Here is a 16,081-nt window from a genome sequence, read left to right as displayed (position 1 = left end):
TCTTTATTTATCCGGGCGCTTAGTGTTTTTTCTGTGCAAACACAACGCGGGCAATGATGTTAATAAGCAGGACACACAGGGTAATCAACAGCACCCCAGCCCATGCAAGCTCTTGCCATTCGGAGAATGGACTCATTGCGAATTTGAAAATAGTCACAGGTAAGTTAGCAATTGGCTCGCTCATATCTGTACTCCAGAACTGGTTCGACAGTGAAGTAAACAGAAGTGGTGCGGTTTCCCCCGCGATACGTGCAATTGCCAGTAAAATCCCTGTAATAATCCCGGATACTGATGCTTTTAATGTAATGGATAAAATCATTTTCCATTTTGGCGTTCCAAGAGCATAAGCCGCTTCACGCAAGCTATCCGGTACCAATTTCAGCATGTTTTCAGTGGTACGAATAACAATTGGAATTTGCAGCAATGCCAGTGCAATCACCCCAGCCCATCCGGAGAAGTGCTGCATTTGTGCCACCACGATGGTGTACACAAACAAGCCAACAACGATAGATGGTGCTGATAACAAAATGTCATTAATAAAGCGGGTTACAGACGCTAACCATGACTTACGGCCATATTCCGCCAAGTAAATCCCCGCTAAAATCCCTAAAGGCGTTCCAATCACGGTTGCCCATAAAATTAATAAACCACTTCCGACGATCGCATTCGCTAAACCACCACCTTCGGTATTTGGTGGCGGGGTCATTTCGGTAAACAGGTTGAGGGACATGCCGTCAATCCCTTTGGTCACCGTCGAAAATAAAATCCACACTAGCCAGAACAACCCAAATGCCATGGTCAGCATTGAGACAAACAGCGCCATTCTATTCACTTGGCGGCGCCATGCTTGACGGCGGGCGCGTTCTTTCTCATTGACGATAAAAGGTTGAGATTCAGACATATTAACGGCCCTCATTCTTCGCAAGACGCATTACCATCAACTTGGAAATTGCCAACACAATGAACGTGATAACAAACAGGATAAGCCCAAGTTCCATCAGTGCGGAGGTATGTAAGCCGCTTTCTGCTTCCGCAAACTCATTTGCCAACGCAGAGGTAATACTATTCCCTGGCATGAAGAGGGATACGCTATCGAGTTGGTAGGTATTACCAATCACAAAAGTTACCGCCATGGTTTCACCCAATGCACGGCCTAACCCTAACATCACCCCACCTATTACCCCATTTCGGGTATACGGCAGTACAATGTTCCAAATCACTTCCCACGTGGTACAACCAATTCCGTAGGCTGACTCTTTCATCATCACCGGGGTTTGTTCAAACACATCACGCATCACAGACGCAATGTAAGGAATAATCATAATCGCGAGGATAATCCCCGCCGCTAAAATACCAATCCCGAATGCAGGGCCTGAAAATAATTCACCGACAATCGGAATACTCGACATCACATTGCCGACCGGCTCTTGGAAGTATTCTGCAAAAAGTGGTGCGAAAACGAATAAGCCCCACATCCCGTAAACAATACTGGGAATGGCGGCAAGTAATTCAATAGCAATCCCTAATGGACGTTTTAGCCAATTTGGTGCGAGTTCCGTTAAGAACAGTGCAATACCAAAACTGACAGGCACCGCGATAATCAGGGCGATTAACGAGGTTACAATGGTGCCGTAAATCGGCACAAGGGCACCAAACTGTTCCGCTGGTGCATCCCACTCTTTGGTCCATAAAAACGAAAACCCAAACTTCTGCATACTTGGCCAAGACGCAAAAATAAGGGAAATAATGATGCCACCGAGCATTAACAAAGTGATTAGCGCGGCAATCTTTACCAGTGCACCAAAAATTACATCACCTGATTTGCTGGGAGCTCTAAATGCCGTTGTTTTTTCGGCCATGCGCTTTGTTCTCTTTCCATTCCTACTTGGTTTGTAGGATTGCGTTACAACAATGAGCGGGTAAGTCCTGTTCCTCAGTGCTTACCCGCCATTTCCAACCCGAGGCGCATTAGAACAATGCTTTACCTTGGCTATCTTTAATTTCTGTTTTCCATGCTGCACGAACAGCTGTCACAACTTCTTTTGGTAACACGGCGTAATCCAGTGCTTCTGCTTGTTTGCCGCCTTTATCGTACGCCCAGTTATAGAAGTCGAGAACCGCTTTGCCTTTCTCAGCATTGGCTTGTTCTTTGTGTACTAAGATGAACGTCGTTGACGTGATTGGCCATGCGTTCGCGCCGTCACGGTTAGTCAGGTCTTGTGCAAACGACTTAGACCAGTCAACTTTTTTCGCTGCTGCGCTGAAGCTTTCACCCGTTGGTGATACCGCTTCGCCATCCGCAGAAACTAACTTAGTATACGCAAGATTATTTTGTTTTGCGTAAGCATATTCAACATAACCGATAGAGCCTGGCAGACGTTGTACGAATGCAGCAACACCGTCGTTACCTTTACCGCCTACGCTGTTTTTCGGCCAGTTAACGGTTGAACCCGCACCGATTTCATCTTTCCAACCTGTGCTGACTTTTGCTAAGTAGCTTGTGAAGACGAATGTGGTACCTGAACCGTCAGAACGTCTTACCACTGCAATAGTTTGGTCTGGTAAGCTCACTTTCGGGTTTAATTTTGCAATAGCCGGGTCATTCCATTTGGTGATTTTACCCAAATAGATATCACCTAATGTGTTGCCATCTAAAGTCAGTTGGCCTGACTCGATGCCTTTTACGTTAACCGCCAGTACCACACCACCGATAACGGTAGGGAATTGGAACAGGCCATCTTCTTTTAATTTTTCGTCAGTCAATGGTGCATCAGACGCACCAAAATCAACGGTTCTTGCATTAATTTGTTTTACACCACCAGAAGAACCGATCCCCTGATAGTTCACTTTATTACCTGTTTCTTTCTGATAAGAGTCTGCCCACTTCGCATAGACAGGAGCAGGGAAGGTCGCGCCAGCTCCGGTCAGGCTGGTAGCAGCAAAAGAAGACATTGCAGTCAGAGATAAAGTTGCTGCCATTACGCTTGCTAAGGTGGTACGCGTCATTTTCATAATCCCTCCGGGGATGTATAGAAACAATCAAGTATAAAATTGTTGGGTGTATGTCACGGTAGGAAAAATAGGACAATTTAGTTACGACAACATGTCGTTTTTATGACAGTTTTATGACAATTGATTATTTTTTCACTGAGGAAGAGATAAAATCAGGCAGGATAAAAATAAAAATAATTTAAATTCAATTAGTTAGAAAAATATCATATCAAGATAAGTTTGAAAAAGAAAAATGACAGACTGTCATAAAAGCGAAAATATTTTTAGTCTAGGCAAAAAAGGATAGCGCTAAATAGTTCAAGTTATCGATAGGCGGCCAAGTAAGGGTATCTCGGGGAGCATACACAAGTATGTGACCCAAGTAACCGAGCGCAGCCAACAACGCTGTAGCGCAAAGTGTGAAGTGTATTTAGCTAAATACAGATAATACTCAAAACAATTTGTGCCGCAGCTAGGCGGCCAAGTAAGGGTATCTCGGGGAGCATACACAAGTATGTGACTCGAGTAACCGAGCGCAGCCAACAACGCTGCGGTGCAATGTGTGAAGTGTATTTAGCTAAATACAGATAATACTCAAAACAATTTGTGCCGCAGCTAGGCGGCCAAGTAAGGGTATCTCGGGGAGCATACACAAGTATGTGACTCGAGTAGCCGAGCGCAGCCAACAACGCTGCGGTGCAATGTGTGAAGTGTATTTAGCTAAATACAGATAATACTCAAAACAATTTGTGCCGCAGCTAGGCGGCCAAGTAAGGATATCTCGGGGAGCATACACAAGTATGTGACTCGAGTAACCGAGCGCAGCCAACAACGCTGCGGTGCAATGTGTGAAGTGTATTTAGCTAAATACAGATAATACTCAAAACAATTTGTGCCGCAGCTAGGCGGCCAAGTAAGGGTATCTCGGGGAGCATACACAAGTATGTGACTCGAGTAGCCGAGCGCAGCCAACAACGCTGCGGTGCAAAGTGTGAAGAGTATTTAGTCTTCTTTTTCTTTGAGGGGGAGAAGAGCCCTAATCGCAAACCCGCCACGCTCACTTTTGTGGATCTCTATACTCCCTTCATGGGCATCCACTATACGGCGTATAATCGCTAGCCCTAAGCCAGTTCCCGTATTACTGCGTGCTTTTTCACCTTGTACAAAGGGTTGGAACAAGCGGTGTATATCTTCTTCTTTGATACCTGCACCATCATCTTCCACTTGGAACCAGACAAAATCCTCAGTTTTACCGCTGCTCACTTTGATCCAGCCATTCCCATAACGATAAGCGTTCACAATCATATTGGTGATTGCACGCTTAATCGCTAGCGGGTTACCGTTCACGACCATTGAGCCCGGTTCTAACGCCGTTTCGATTTCGCCGATAACATTGCTTTCTGAGTTGACCGCTTCCATTAAGATAGCGTTGAGGTCGCAGAACTCCATATCCATCTCTTGTCCTGTTTTCAAGTAAGACATGAATTGGCCGATAATCGCGTCACACTCTTCAATATCTTTATTGATAGACTCCGCCAGATAGCTGTCTTCTGGGCTCATCATTTCTGTCGCTAAGCGAATCCGGGTTAGCGGTGTTCTTAAGTCATGACTGACCCCTGCCATCAAGACAGTTCGGTCATTTTCTAGGGTTTTGATCCCTGCGGCCATGTGATTAAAAGACCGAATTGCGGCTCTAACTTCCGTTGCCCCCTTTTCTTGCATTGGGGGCAAAACAAAGCCCTTTCCGACCTCCCCTGCATGGTACTCCAATTCAAGCAATGGCTTGTTTTGGTAGCGGATATACAGCCATACCCCCGCAAAAATTGTGAGGAAAATGGTTAAGGTATATCTGAAAACAAGGGAAAATTGATTTTGACCAATTTCGGTCAGGGGAACTCGCACCCAAATATCGGGGGCGAGGTAAGATGTTAACCACAAGATCGGATACTCACGGCCAAGTTCAAGATGAACACTCGCCTTTCCACCTAAGTATTGCGACATGTGGTCGCTCAGAAAATCATACTCTTTAGCCCAGTTCAGCCCCTCTTCCATTGCAGCTGAGTGGGCATAGAACGTAATACCTAATTCGTTGTAGATTTTCTTACGCAAAGCGGGGGAAACCCGCACTGAGGTTCCATCTTGCAGCACCATTTTCTCGGTCATCAATGTTCTTACTTCATACGCAAGGACTTTATTGAATTGCTGTAAGCTTGGCATCACAACAAAATTCAATACAACCATGTAGCTGGTCACTAAACTGGCGAACAGCAGCGCAACAAACAAGAACAACGAGCGAGAAAATGTACTACGTCGAGAGAACCTCAGTCGCTTCATGCTTTACTTCCATCCGGAACAAACACATAGCCCAAGCCCCAAACTGTTTGAATATAACGTGGGTGCGCTGGGTCTTCTTCAACCATACGACGCAAGCGTGAAATTTGAACGTCGATAGAACGCTCCATCGCACTGTACTCGCGGCCTCTCGCTAAGCTCATCAGCTTGTCACGAGATAACGGTTCCCTTGGGTAAGAAACCAACACTTTTAATACCGCGAACTCACCGCTGGTCAATGGCATATTTTCATCACCTTGGAACATTTCACGCGTTCCGAGATTCAGTTTAAATTTACCAAAGGTAATCACTGCATCATCTTGAGATGGCGCACCCGGTAATTCATTCGCTTGACGACGTAATACCGCACGAATACGTGCAAGCAATTCACGTGGGTTAAACGGTTTTGGAATATAGTCATCCGCACCGATTTCTAAACCAACGATACGGTCAACTTCTTCACCCTTCGCCGTGACCATAATGATAGGAATTGGGTTATTTTGGCTACGTAAACGACGGCAAATTGATAAACCATCTTCACCCGGAAGCATTAAATCTAACACGATCAGATGAATAGATTCCCTCGTCAGGATCCTGTCCATTTGTTCAGCGTTTGCAGCACTCCTTACCTGAAAGCCTTGTTCAGTGAGGTAACGCTCCAGCAGTGCACGTAAACGCATATCATCATCGACGACAAGAACTTTATAACTTTCCTGCATTTTGTAGCCCTCAAGATGTGCATCTTTCAAATTATTGTTCTAAATGTGAACAAAAACACGTTTAATGTTCACTAATTTACCACTAACCATAGATTTAATGAATCATTTTACACTTCAGTCGGTTAGTGGCTTATAGCTTATATCTAACACAAAATAGGTGACTTCACCGCCCGGCGTATTCACCGTAATTTCATCATCGACCTGCTTGCCAATCAGGGCGCGAGCAACGGGTGAGTCAATTGAAATCCATTGTTTTGCAGGGTCAAACTCGTCTGCACCGACAATGCGGAATATTCTGATATTTTCATTATCATCTTCAAGTTTAACCCATGCCCCAAAAAAGACACGGCCTTCTTGGCGAGGATCGGGCTCGATAATCCTGAGTTGATCTAACCTTTTGGATAAAAAACGAATACGTCGGTCTATCTCACGCAGCCTTTTTTTACCATAAATATATTCTGCATTTTCTGAACGATCCCCTTGTGCCGCAGCTTCTGACACGGATTGAGTGACTCTAGGCCGTTCCTCTTTCCACAGATACTTTAGCTCTTGGTCGAGCGCATCCCAACCTTCACGCGTTATTAATAGACTTTTCGCCATAACCTTAGAATATTAGTCAAAGAAAACAATAATTATAATATTTTATAGAATATAATCTGAGACTTTCCTACCAATAGACCGAAATTCAATCTGGAAATTCTCGCTACCACCAAGTATAACAGTGCAGTAAATTTTTTAACTGTTCTTTCAGTAGGTATTTAAACACGACATGAATGAAACTCTAAGCCAAATCATTGCAGCTGAACTGCAAGCCCAACCGAAACAGGTTTTTTCTGCCATCACGTTATTGGATGAAGGCAATACTGTCCCGTTTATCGCGCGTTACCGTAAAGAGGTTACCGGAGGGTTGGACGATACTCAGCTTCGCCAGCTAGAAAGCCGCTTAGGGTACTTACGTGAACTAAACGGCCGTAAGCAAACCATTCTCAAATCGATTGAAGAGCAAGGGAAACTCACGCCAGAATTGGCTTCTGCAATTAATACCACGCTTAACAAAACCGAACTTGAAGACCTGTACTTACCTTACAAACCGAAACGTCGTACTCGTGGGCAAATCGCCATTGAAGCGGGACTTGAGCCATTAGCGGATACGTTGTGGACAGACCCAAGCCAATCTCCTGAAGCACTCGCACAAACTTACGTCGATGCAGATAAAGGCGTTGCTGATGTGAAAGCGGCCTTAGATGGCGCACGTTATATCCTGATGGAGCGTTTCGCCGAAGATGCAGCCTTATTAGCCAAAGTTCGTGACTATATTTGGAAAAATGCCCACCTTGTTTCCGTCGTTGCAGAAGGTAAACAAGCAGAAGGCGTCAAATTTAGCGATTACTTCGAGCATCACGAACCTGTTTCACAAGTGCCTTCACACCGAGCACTGGCCATGTTCCGCGGTCGCAACGAAGGGGTTTTACAGCTTTCGTTAAATTGTGACCCTCAATTCGATGAGCCACCAAAAGAAAGTTATTGCGAAGAAATTATTACTCGCCACTTAGATGTCCGTTTGAACAACGCCCCTGCTGACCAATGGCGCAAAGCGGTGATCAGTTGGACATGGCGCGTCAAAGTCTTACTACACTTAGAAACGGAAGTGATGAGTTCTTTGCGCGAAAAAGCCGAAGAAGAAGCGATTAACGTTTTTGCCCGCAATCTCAGTGACTTACTGATGGCAGCACCCGCAGGTATGCGTGCTACTATGGGCCTCGATCCGGGCCTGCGTACTGGGGTAAAAGTTGCTGTCGTGGATGCGACAGGGAAACTTATTGCCACCGACACAATCTACCCACACACTGGCCAAGCAGCAAAAGCGGCAACCATCGTGGCCGCACTGTGCCAGAAACATAACGTGGAATTAGTGGCAATTGGTAACGGTACCGCTTCCCGTGAAACGGAGCGCTTCTTTGCAGAAGTGCAAAAACAATACCCTGAAGTGACTGCGCAAAAAGTGATTGTCAGTGAAGCGGGTGCGTCAGTGTACTCCGCCTCTGAACTGGCTGCGCTAGAATTCCCAACCTTGGATGTGTCATTACGTGGCGCTGTATCGATTGCCCGCCGTCTGCAAGACCCGCTGGCTGAGCTGGTTAAAATAGACCCGAAATCTATCGGGGTAGGCCAATACCAACATGATGTCAGCCAAACTCAACTCGCCCGTAAACTGGATGCCGTTGTTGAAGACTGTGTAAACTCGGTAGGTGTGGACTTAAATACCGCCTCAGTTGCCTTGCTGACTCGCGTTGCAGGCCTGAGCAAAATGATCGCACAGAACGTGGTTGATTGGCGCGATGAAAACGGCCAATTCAATGACCGTAAACAGTTACTGAAAGTGGCACGCCTTGGGCCTAAAGCCTTTGAACAGTGCGCTGGGTTTCTGCGTATCACTAATGGCGAGAACCCACTGGATGCGTCAACGGTTCACCCTGAAGCTTACCCTATCGTTGAAAAAATTCTGCAAACCGTCCGCCAGCCACTGAAAGACATCATGGGTAATTCACAAGCGCTCAACGCGCTGAGCCCGCGTGATTTCACAACAGAGCAGTTTGGTGTCCCAACGGTTACAGATATTATCAAAGAGTTAGAAAAACCAGGTCGTGACCCACGTCCTGAGTTTAAAACAGCCACCTTTGCTGAAGGCGTGGAAACGATGAATGACCTCGTTTCTGGCATGATATTAGAAGGTGCAGTGACCAACGTGACCAACTTTGGTGCATTTGTGGATATCGGCGTGCACCAAGATGGCTTAGTGCATATCTCTTCACTCTCCAATAGTTACGTCGAAGACCCACATAAAGTGGTGAAAGCTGGCGATATTGTGAAAGTAAAAGTGTTGGATGTGGATATTGCCCGCAAGCGTATCGCCCTCACCATGCGCTTGGACGAACAAGCAGGTGATTCCAACAGCGCACCTCGTAAAGCTGCACCTGCACAAGATAAAAACGCACGTAAATCCCCTGCACCTCGTGGCAACTCACGCCAAAACGATAATTCATCAGGCAACAGTGCCATGAGCGACGCCCTTGCTGCTGCATTTGGCAAAAAAAAGTAATCTGATTAAGCTAAATACCCCAATAAATTCATTGGGGTATTTAGTATTCACTAGAAATATCTTCACTGCTAAATTAATAAGCAAACTAAATGTATTGTTTAAAAACCAATCCGATTAATTCTTTCCGCCTTATCCCATCACTATCTAAAAAAACACCGCTAACTCCATGCTTCGTTGATCCACATCAAGTCAAATTGACGAAAAAAGAGGCTAAATATAACAAAAGGTGGATGATTATGATTCTCATTGTTAATTAGATTTATTTTTGCTTTTCTCAGTATTTTACTTGTAGATAGAAACTTTTCTAACAATAATTATCAGTATCATTATGAATTGAATCATTAGGAAGAAAATAGGAAGACACTATGGCTATACTTCCTCAATGCAGTTACAAAATTTTGGGCTTTTCCCCTGAGATAAGCCCTGCATACCGACAAAAATTATTGTCTCTCGGTTTATTACCGGGCTCCGTTTTTAAAGTGGTGCGTTTAGCGCCTTTTGGCGATCCTGTGCAAATAGAAACCCACCGCGTCAGCTTAGTGCTACGTAAAAAGGATCTCGCCCTACTAAACCTTGATGAAGCGCCTACCGCTTAAGTCTTCTTTTTTGATTATTGGCAAACACTATGAAACGATTGACTATCGGCTTAATTGGTAACCCCAATGCAGGTAAAACAACCCTTTTTAACCAGCTAACAGGATCAAGACAGCGCGTCGGTAACTGGGCTGGCGTCACCGTTGAGCGCAAAGTTGGCCGCTTCCATACGGATGACCACAAAATTGAGCTTGTCGACCTCCCCGGTACTTACTCGCTCACCACCATTTCTGAACAGACTTCCCTCGACGAACAAATCGCCTGCTACTTTATTTTAAGTGGCGAAGCCGACATGCTGATTAACGTTGTGGATGCGTCTAACTTAGAACGCAACCTCTACCTGACATTGCAATTAATTGAGTTAGGCGTCCCATGCATTGTCGCTCTGAATATGTTGGATATTGCCCAAAGCCAGCACATAGATATCGATATTGCTGAGCTGGAAAAACAACTGGGTTGCCCTGTGATCCCAATGGTTTCAACCCGTGCAACGGGCATTGATAAACTGAAAAAAGCCATTGATACTCACCCGCAAAATAACCAAAAAGCCCTTGTTGAATATCCACCACAGCTATTACAAGCTGTTGATTCATTATCTGAACAAATTTCAGCACAACAATTTAGCCAACAACAGCGCCGCTGGTTAGCCCTGCAAATTCTAGAAGGGGATATTTATAGCCGTCAGCGTGCTGAAATTTCGGAAACGCAATTACAAACAACTCGCCAACAGCTCAATGAAACATTGAATGAAGAACCTGAACTGCTGATTGCTGATGCGCGTTATCAATCTATTGCAACCATCTGCCAAGCGGCGATCAACAATAGTGCGGCTGAACCTAACCGACTCACACAATCACTAGATAGATTTATCCTCAACCGCTGGTTAGGCGTACCGATTTTCTTATTTGTGATGTACCTAATGTTTGTCCTTGCCATCAATATTGGTGGGGCACTTCAGCCGTTCTTTGAAGGGGCTTCTGAGGCGATATTTATCCATGGTATTCAGTGGGTTGGTGCCTATTTCAGTTTCCCTGATTGGCTCACAATATTCCTCGCACAAGGTGTCGGCGGCGGTATTAATACCGTTCTGCCATTGGTGCCACAAATCGGGATGATGTACCTATTCCTCTCCATCCTTGAAGACTCTGGCTATATGGCTCGTGCGGCTTTTGTGATGGACAGATTAATGCAGGCGTTGGGTCTACCGGGCAAATCGTTTGTTCCATTAATCGTCGGCTTTGGTTGCAACGTCCCATCGATTATGGGCGCTCGTACCCTTGATGCCCCACGTGAAAGGCTAATTACCGTTCTGATGGCGCCGTTTATGTCTTGCGGTGCAAGGCTGGCAATCTTTGCGGTATTTGCCGCAGCCTTCTTTGGTAAAAATGGCGCGAGTGTCGTGTTCTCTCTGTATATTTTAGGGATTGTTGTGGCTATCCTCACGGGGCTTTTACTCAAACACACCCTTATGCGTGGTGAAGCATCGCCATTCGTGATGGAATTGCCGGTGTACCACGTGCCACACGTCAAAACGTTGTTAATTCAAACGTGGCAACGCTTAAAAGGCTTCGTGGTGCGTGCAGGTAAAGTCATCGTCGTGGCGAGTATCTTTATCGGCGCGCTCAATAGCTTCTCGTTCTCCGGTAAACCCGTTGATAACATCAATGATTCCGCTCTGGCTTCCGTCAGTAAAGTGATCACCCCTGCATTGCAGCCAATCGGTGTTCATGCCGACAACTGGCAAGCAACCGTGGGCTTGATTACCGGTGCGATGGCAAAAGAAGTAGTTGTTGGGACGTTAAACACCCTGTATACCGCCGAAGCGATTACCTCAGAGCCGTTCGATGCAGAATCTTTCAACTTATGGGAAGAACTGGAAGATGCGGTCTCTGAAACATGGGATAGCTTAAAAGGCACCTTTACCTTAAGCGCGTTATCAAACCCAATCGAAGCCAGCAAAGGTGATGGTGAAATGGAATCAGGCTCAATGGGCACCATGGCAGCGAAATTTGGCACTGGTATTGCCGCCTATAGCTACCTGATTTTCGTCTTACTGTATGTGCCTTGTGTGTCAGTCATGGGGGCGATTGCTCGCGAAACAAACAAAAGCTGGATGAGTTTCTCCATCTTCTGGGGACTGAATGTGGCCTATAGCCTGTCAGCGCTGTTTTACCAAACCGCGACGTTTAGTGAGCACCCGCAAAGTAGCTTAATTACCATCATCGCTGTTGTGGTATTTAATATTGCCCTGTTCATGTTCCTGCGCCGCATACGTAGCCGCGTGACGTTGAATATTAAAAGCAAAACCGCACAGCAGTGCTCTGGCTGCTCGAACACTGCATGCCATTAGGGGCTGTTTATATTTAATGGCCAATTTTTATTCGAATTAAAGCCATTTTAGGCAAGGCGAGAGGTTCGCCGCCTAGTAAACTAGGCAAGATCCTCTCAACGCCGCATCAAATGAGTGAAACGCGCTTTAATCGAACCCGTAGGGCAGCATTTAAGCTCTGTATTTAACACAAATAAGTAGTCGGTCAGCTTGATTGACACATTTATCCATTGTTTTAGTTGTTTTTTAACCGTTTTTAGCGGTAAAAATCAGCAGCAAAGATAAACAGCCCCTATACATGAAGGACTAAACGATGATCAGCTTGCTGCAAGTAAGAGATTTGATTGCTTTATACGGGCAAGCTGACATCGCGTTACTCAGCGAACAACTCAAAACCCCAACGCCAATGATAAAAGCGATGGTGGAAAAGTTGGAAAGCTTGGGGAAAATTGAGCAGGTAGATATGAGCGCCTGCTTAACGGGCCCTAGCTGCAAAGGCTGCCCAGAAAGCACCGACTGCGCCCATTTTGTTTATAAGATAAAGTAAGCCACAACCTCAGTGGCTTACTATTTTTACTCTTCCAATCGGCTTTGAAAATCCAGCAAATATTCACAAAACTCATCGGGATGTGAAATAAACGGCGCATGGGCGCTATTGCGCATAATAACGGACGGGGAGTTTGGGTAAAGCTCATCCAATACAGGCACCATCTTACGAGGCACAAGGCCATCAAGGTAACCATAAATCCGTAAGAACGGTACTGGTAGGCTTTTTAATTCTTCTCGTAAATCTTCTGTTCGTAATGATTCAAGCCCTGCATTTAACGTTTCCACCGTTGGGATAGGTTGTTCAAGCACCACCGATTTTAAGGTACGCGCATCATTGCGGGCGCTTTCTGTGCCTAAGGTTTGCAACGCTAAAAAGCGTTCGACAGTGCGATGAAAATCCGCGGCAAGCTGCTGCTCAAAGCCCAATAACACTTCGGGCCGAATACCCGCCCAGTTTCCATCGGCTTTAAAGCAAGGGGAAGATGCCACGGTGATCAGGCCTTGAACTTCATAAGGGTGATCCAGTGCAATGCGACTGGCAACTAACCCCCCCAGCGACCACCCTAACCAAATGGCGTTTTTCGGGGCGTGTTCCCACAGAATATCCGCCATGGATTGAATGTTCATTGGTGCAAAATCTTGGCTTCGGCCATAGCCTGGCAAGTCAACGAGATGAACACGAAAATGCGAAGCGATTCGAGGAATAATGGTTTGCCAAACTTGCGCATTCAACCCCCATCCGTGCAGCAACACAAGATCTTGTTTTCCTTCGCCGACGGTCTGCCAATATAGCTTTGCCATGGTTACACTCTCTTTATTCAATCAACATTTTTAACGGAATATCATCATGCTATCAATGGAAGGGGCGTGTTGGCTTTGCCATCAATCACTTAACTTAAGCAGCCAAAGCATTTGCAGCTTTTGCCTTAAAGGCTTACCAACCATGCCGAAGTGCTGCCCACGCTGCGCATTACCCAGCGAACTCGATATGCTGCACTGTGGTCGCTGCTTAAAACAGCCCCCTGCTTGGCAACGTTTGATTACCGTCACACCCTATAAAAACCCATTACGTAAGCTTATTCATCACTTTAAGTTTAATCAACAATCTCAGCTCGCTTTTGCTTTAGCGCGCATTTTTGTTTTGTTTTGGCTGCGGGGTTACCGTGAAAATACATGGCAAAAACCCGATCTCATCGTCACCATTCCCTTGCATCGCCACCGATTATGGTGGCGAGGATTTGACCACATGGCATTAATAGGCGAAAATTTATCCAGATGGTTAAATATCCCCTATTCGCAAAATTCATTACTCCGTAGTCGTGGTACACTGGCGCAGATTACACTAAAACGTGAACATCGCCGAAAAAACCTAAAGGGAGCATTTACCTTAGAAACTGCGGTTTCTGGCCTACATGTCGCTATTCTTGATGATGTTATCACGACAGGTTCGACAATGAATGCGGCGGCACAATTGTTGATTTGTGCGGGTGCACGCACTGTTGATGCGTGGTCACTCTGTCGCACCTTGTAGGAAAGGGGTAAATGGGCGTATTATAACCAACTAAAGCAGTCAACTATTATTGAGCAAATGATTATGATTAATATTACTGAAGCAGCACAGGCTCATTTTGCCAAGTTGTTGGAAACTCAAGAGCCAGGAACCCAAATCCGTGTATTTGTCATCAACCCAGGTACACCGACAGCTGAGTGTGGCGTGTCATACTGCCCACCGGGTGCCGTTGAAGCAACAGATAAGGAACTGAAGTTCGAGAAATTATCTGCTTATGTTGATGAAATTAGCGCACCTTTCTTGGAAGAAGCGGAAATTGATTTCGTTACCGACCAGCTGGGCTCACAACTAACTCTTAAAGCACCAAACGCGAAAATGCGCAAAGTCTCTGACGATGCACCATTAATCGAGCGTGTTGAGTACGTTTTACAGTCACAAATTAACCCGCAATTAGCCAGCCACGGCGGTCGTGTTTCCCTGATGGAAATTACCGATGAAGGCTTTGCTATCCTGCAATTTGGCGGTGGTTGTAACGGTTGTTCTATGGTCGATGTCACCTTAAAAGAAGGTATCGAAAAAGAATTACTGAAAATGTTTGATGGTGAGCTAAAAGGCGTTAAAGACCTGACTGAACACCAACGTGGCGAGCACTCTTTCTACTAATTGCCACTAACATCTGGCACCTGTTTTTCTGCTTACAGGTGCCGAATTCGTTTTTTATGGGGGTTCCCCACTATATTCGGTATTTTATGGACCATTTTGAGACACTAACACCAGAGCAAGCTTATCAACATTGGTTGGAAAGCACTGCCGTACTTGTTGATGTACGTGATCCACAAAGCTTCCGCGCAGGTCATGCCAGCGGCGCTTATCACCTCACCAATGAGTCGCTGAGCCAATTTTTAGAACAAACGGATTATGAACAACCCGTTATGGTTATGTGCTACCACGGGCACAGCAGCCAAGGCGCAGCACAGTATCTTATCAATATCGGCTATGAATCTGTTTACAGCATTAATGGCGGGTTTGAAGCCTGGTTAAGGGAATATCCACAAGCCGTCACGGCGCTCTAGACGAGAAAACGCATTCATGATCCACATCACTTCCTTTGCTAACCCAAGAATGGCGCAGGCATTTGTTGACTATATGGCAGGGCAAAATATTCATTTAAGCCTTCAGCCATCTCAAGAACAAGCGCTATATGAACTTTGGTTGGAAGATGACCAATTTCTTAATCAAGTCCGTCAAGAACTTGATACTTTCCTACAAAACCCTAATGACCCACGCTACCTTGCTGCCAGTTGGCAAACAGGTAATGCCGATACGCAATTTCAATACCGCAATTTCCTCACTTGGGGCTACCTAAAAGAACAATCGGGCCCACTAACAATTGCTGTTATTCTGCTATCGATTATTGTATATCTTTGGGTAGAAATGACCGATGCGCGGGAAGTATTGCGTTACTTAGCGTGGCCAATTGGCGACCAACAATCCGAACTTTGGCGTTGGATAAGCCCTGCATTTGTCCATTTCTCATTGTCGCATATTGGGTTTAACCTTGCGCTATGGTGGTTTCTGGCAGGCCAAGTTGAACGCAAGCTAGGAACAGGGAAGCTCTTTACCATTTTATTAGTCTCCGCCCTGTTTAGTAACTGGGGGCAATCGCTGTTTAGCGAAAACAACTTTGGGGGCTTATCGGGTGTCGTTTATGCCTTGGTCAGCTACGTGTGGTTGACGGGTGAGCGCAACCCAGAAAGCGGTGTGAATGTCCCCCGAGGGTTAATGATCTTCTCAATTATCTGGCTCTTTTTCGGTTACTTCGATATTTTAGGTATGCATATTGCTAATGCCGCACACACTTCAGGGTTAATTATCGGCTTATTGATGGGAGTGTGGGATAATAGGCACAGTTTTATAAAACACCAGAGCTCCAGATAATACATTTTAATAATTAGAGG

The 16,081-nt window shown here is 45.6% G+C and carries 15 protein-coding genes; 8 read left to right on the top strand and 7 right to left on the bottom strand.

All coding sequences use genetic code 11. The features are described from left to right. Positions 1–19: 19 nt before the first annotated feature. From pstA to greB, 6 genes are all read right to left on the bottom strand, one after another. On the bottom strand, positions 20–901 hold the full coding sequence (gene pstA, locus J6836_RS18695; RefSeq protein ID WP_374445521.1) for a phosphate ABC transporter permease PstA: 882 nt from the start codon (positions 899–901) through the stop codon (positions 20–22). A gap of 1 nt (position 902) precedes the next feature. Continuing rightward, complete coding sequence (pstC, locus tag J6836_RS18690; RefSeq protein WP_219245364.1) at positions 903–1,859, bottom strand: phosphate ABC transporter permease PstC; 957 nt, start codon at positions 1,857–1,859, stop codon at positions 903–905. Between the two features lie 109 nt (positions 1,860–1,968). Next, positions 1,969–3,012, bottom strand: coding sequence for a phosphate ABC transporter substrate-binding protein PstS (pstS, locus tag J6836_RS18685; RefSeq protein ID WP_219245363.1), 1,044 nt, complete (start codon positions 3,010–3,012; stop codon positions 1,969–1,971). Positions 3,013–3,993: 981 nt separating this feature from the next. Beyond that, on the bottom strand, positions 3,994–5,325 hold the full coding sequence (envZ, locus tag J6836_RS18680) for a two-component system sensor histidine kinase EnvZ (protein WP_219245362.1): 1,332 nt from the start codon (positions 5,323–5,325) through the stop codon (positions 3,994–3,996). Then, the gene (gene ompR, locus J6836_RS18675; RefSeq protein WP_042847751.1) at positions 5,322–6,041 is read right to left on the bottom strand and encodes an osmolarity response regulator transcription factor OmpR; all 720 of its coding nucleotides are present in this window, start codon (positions 6,039–6,041) and stop codon (positions 5,322–5,324) included. The genes envZ and ompR overlap by 4 nt, the downstream gene beginning before the upstream one ends. A gap of 114 nt (positions 6,042–6,155) precedes the next feature. Next, complete coding sequence (gene greB, locus J6836_RS18670; protein ID WP_219245361.1) at positions 6,156–6,641, bottom strand: transcription elongation factor GreB; 486 nt, start codon at positions 6,639–6,641, stop codon at positions 6,156–6,158. A 169-nt stretch (positions 6,642–6,810) separates the two neighbouring features. Here greB and J6836_RS18665 point away from each other — a divergent pair, with 169 nt between their 5' ends. The 4 genes from J6836_RS18665 to J6836_RS18650 all read left to right on the top strand — a co-directional run bounded on the left by J6836_RS18665 (position 6,811) and on the right by J6836_RS18650 (position 12,611). Then, positions 6,811–9,141 (top strand): Tex family protein, encoded by a 2,331-nt coding sequence (locus J6836_RS18665; protein ID WP_219245360.1) that lies wholly within the window; start codon positions 6,811–6,813, stop codon positions 9,139–9,141. A 365-nt stretch (positions 9,142–9,506) separates the two neighbouring features. Beyond that, the gene (gene feoA / locus J6836_RS18660; RefSeq protein ID WP_047756225.1) at positions 9,507–9,737 is read left to right on the top strand and encodes a ferrous iron transporter A; all 231 of its coding nucleotides are present in this window, start codon (positions 9,507–9,509) and stop codon (positions 9,735–9,737) included. Positions 9,738–9,766: 29 nt separating this feature from the next. Continuing rightward, on the top strand, positions 9,767–12,085 hold the full coding sequence (feoB, locus tag J6836_RS18655; protein ID WP_219245359.1) for a Fe(2+) transporter permease subunit FeoB: 2,319 nt from the start codon (positions 9,767–9,769) through the stop codon (positions 12,083–12,085). 292 nt (positions 12,086–12,377) lie between these two features. After that, a complete protein-coding gene (locus tag J6836_RS18650) occupies positions 12,378–12,611 on the top strand; it encodes a FeoC-like transcriptional regulator (protein ID WP_219245358.1) in 234 nt (77 codons plus the stop codon). A 26-nt stretch (positions 12,612–12,637) separates the two neighbouring features. On the opposite strand, the gene bioH is transcribed toward J6836_RS18650, so the two are convergent. After that, a complete protein-coding gene (gene bioH / locus J6836_RS18645) occupies positions 12,638–13,414 on the bottom strand; it encodes a pimeloyl-ACP methyl ester esterase BioH (protein ID WP_219245357.1) in 777 nt (258 codons plus the stop codon). A gap of 46 nt (positions 13,415–13,460) precedes the next feature. On the opposite strand from bioH, the gene J6836_RS18640 reads away from it, so the two are divergent. The 4 genes from J6836_RS18640 (at position 13,461) to glpG (ending at position 16,061) form a co-directional block, all read left to right on the top strand. After that, positions 13,461–14,144, top strand: a complete 684-nt coding sequence (locus J6836_RS18640) for a DNA utilization protein GntX (protein ID WP_219245356.1) — start codon at positions 13,461–13,463, stop codon at positions 14,142–14,144. Positions 14,145–14,207: 63 nt separating this feature from the next. Continuing rightward, positions 14,208–14,786, top strand: coding sequence for a Fe-S biogenesis protein NfuA (nfuA, locus tag J6836_RS18635; RefSeq protein ID WP_219245355.1), 579 nt, complete (start codon positions 14,208–14,210; stop codon positions 14,784–14,786). Between the two features lie 86 nt (positions 14,787–14,872). Then, the gene (gene glpE / locus J6836_RS18630; protein WP_219245354.1) at positions 14,873–15,196 is read left to right on the top strand and encodes a thiosulfate sulfurtransferase GlpE; all 324 of its coding nucleotides are present in this window, start codon (positions 14,873–14,875) and stop codon (positions 15,194–15,196) included. 16 nt (positions 15,197–15,212) lie between these two features. Further along, entirely contained in the window at positions 15,213–16,061 is an 849-nt protein-coding gene (gene glpG, locus J6836_RS18625) for a rhomboid family intramembrane serine protease GlpG (RefSeq protein ID WP_219245353.1), read from the top strand. Positions 16,062–16,081: the final 20 nt, after the last annotated feature.

The organism is Providencia sp. R33, assembly GCF_019343475.1.
Classification (GTDB): Bacteria; Pseudomonadota; Gammaproteobacteria; order Enterobacterales; family Enterobacteriaceae; genus Providencia.
The sequence above is the reverse complement of the archived record's forward strand: the minus strand, read 5'-3'. Positions and strand labels throughout refer to the sequence as shown.

Excerpts from the sequence above, each read along its gene's own strand:
- glpG (WP_219245353.1), top strand. The coding sequence starts at position 15,213 with ATGATCCACATCACTTCCTTTGCTAACCCAAGAATGGCGCAGGCATTT.
- greB (WP_219245361.1), bottom strand. The coding sequence starts at position 6,641 with ATGGCGAAAAGTCTATTAATAACGCGTGAAGGTTGGGATGCGCTCGAC.
- feoB (WP_219245359.1), top strand. The coding sequence starts at position 9,767 with ATGAAACGATTGACTATCGGCTTAATTGGTAACCCCAATGCAGGTAAA.
- pstA (WP_374445521.1), bottom strand. The coding sequence starts at position 901 with ATGTCTGAATCTCAACCTTTTATCGTCAATGAGAAAGAACGCGCCCGC.
- J6836_RS18640 (WP_219245356.1), top strand. The coding sequence starts at position 13,461 with ATGCTATCAATGGAAGGGGCGTGTTGGCTTTGCCATCAATCACTTAAC.
- pstC (WP_219245364.1), bottom strand. The coding sequence starts at position 1,859 with ATGGCCGAAAAAACAACGGCATTTAGAGCTCCCAGCAAATCAGGTGAT.
- ompR (WP_042847751.1), bottom strand. The coding sequence starts at position 6,041 with ATGCAGGAAAGTTATAAAGTTCTTGTCGTCGATGATGATATGCGTTTA.
- J6836_RS18650 (WP_219245358.1), top strand. The coding sequence starts at position 12,378 with ATGATCAGCTTGCTGCAAGTAAGAGATTTGATTGCTTTATACGGGCAA.
- feoA (WP_047756225.1), top strand. The coding sequence starts at position 9,507 with ATGGCTATACTTCCTCAATGCAGTTACAAAATTTTGGGCTTTTCCCCT.
- pstS (WP_219245363.1), bottom strand. The coding sequence starts at position 3,012 with ATGAAAATGACGCGTACCACCTTAGCAAGCGTAATGGCAGCAACTTTA.
- envZ (WP_219245362.1), bottom strand. The coding sequence starts at position 5,325 with ATGAAGCGACTGAGGTTCTCTCGACGTAGTACATTTTCTCGCTCGTTG.
- nfuA (WP_219245355.1), top strand. The coding sequence starts at position 14,208 with ATGATTAATATTACTGAAGCAGCACAGGCTCATTTTGCCAAGTTGTTG.
- J6836_RS18665 (WP_219245360.1), top strand. The coding sequence starts at position 6,811 with ATGAATGAAACTCTAAGCCAAATCATTGCAGCTGAACTGCAAGCCCAA.
- bioH (WP_219245357.1), bottom strand. The coding sequence starts at position 13,414 with ATGGCAAAGCTATATTGGCAGACCGTCGGCGAAGGAAAACAAGATCTT.
- glpE (WP_219245354.1), top strand. The coding sequence starts at position 14,873 with ATGGACCATTTTGAGACACTAACACCAGAGCAAGCTTATCAACATTGG.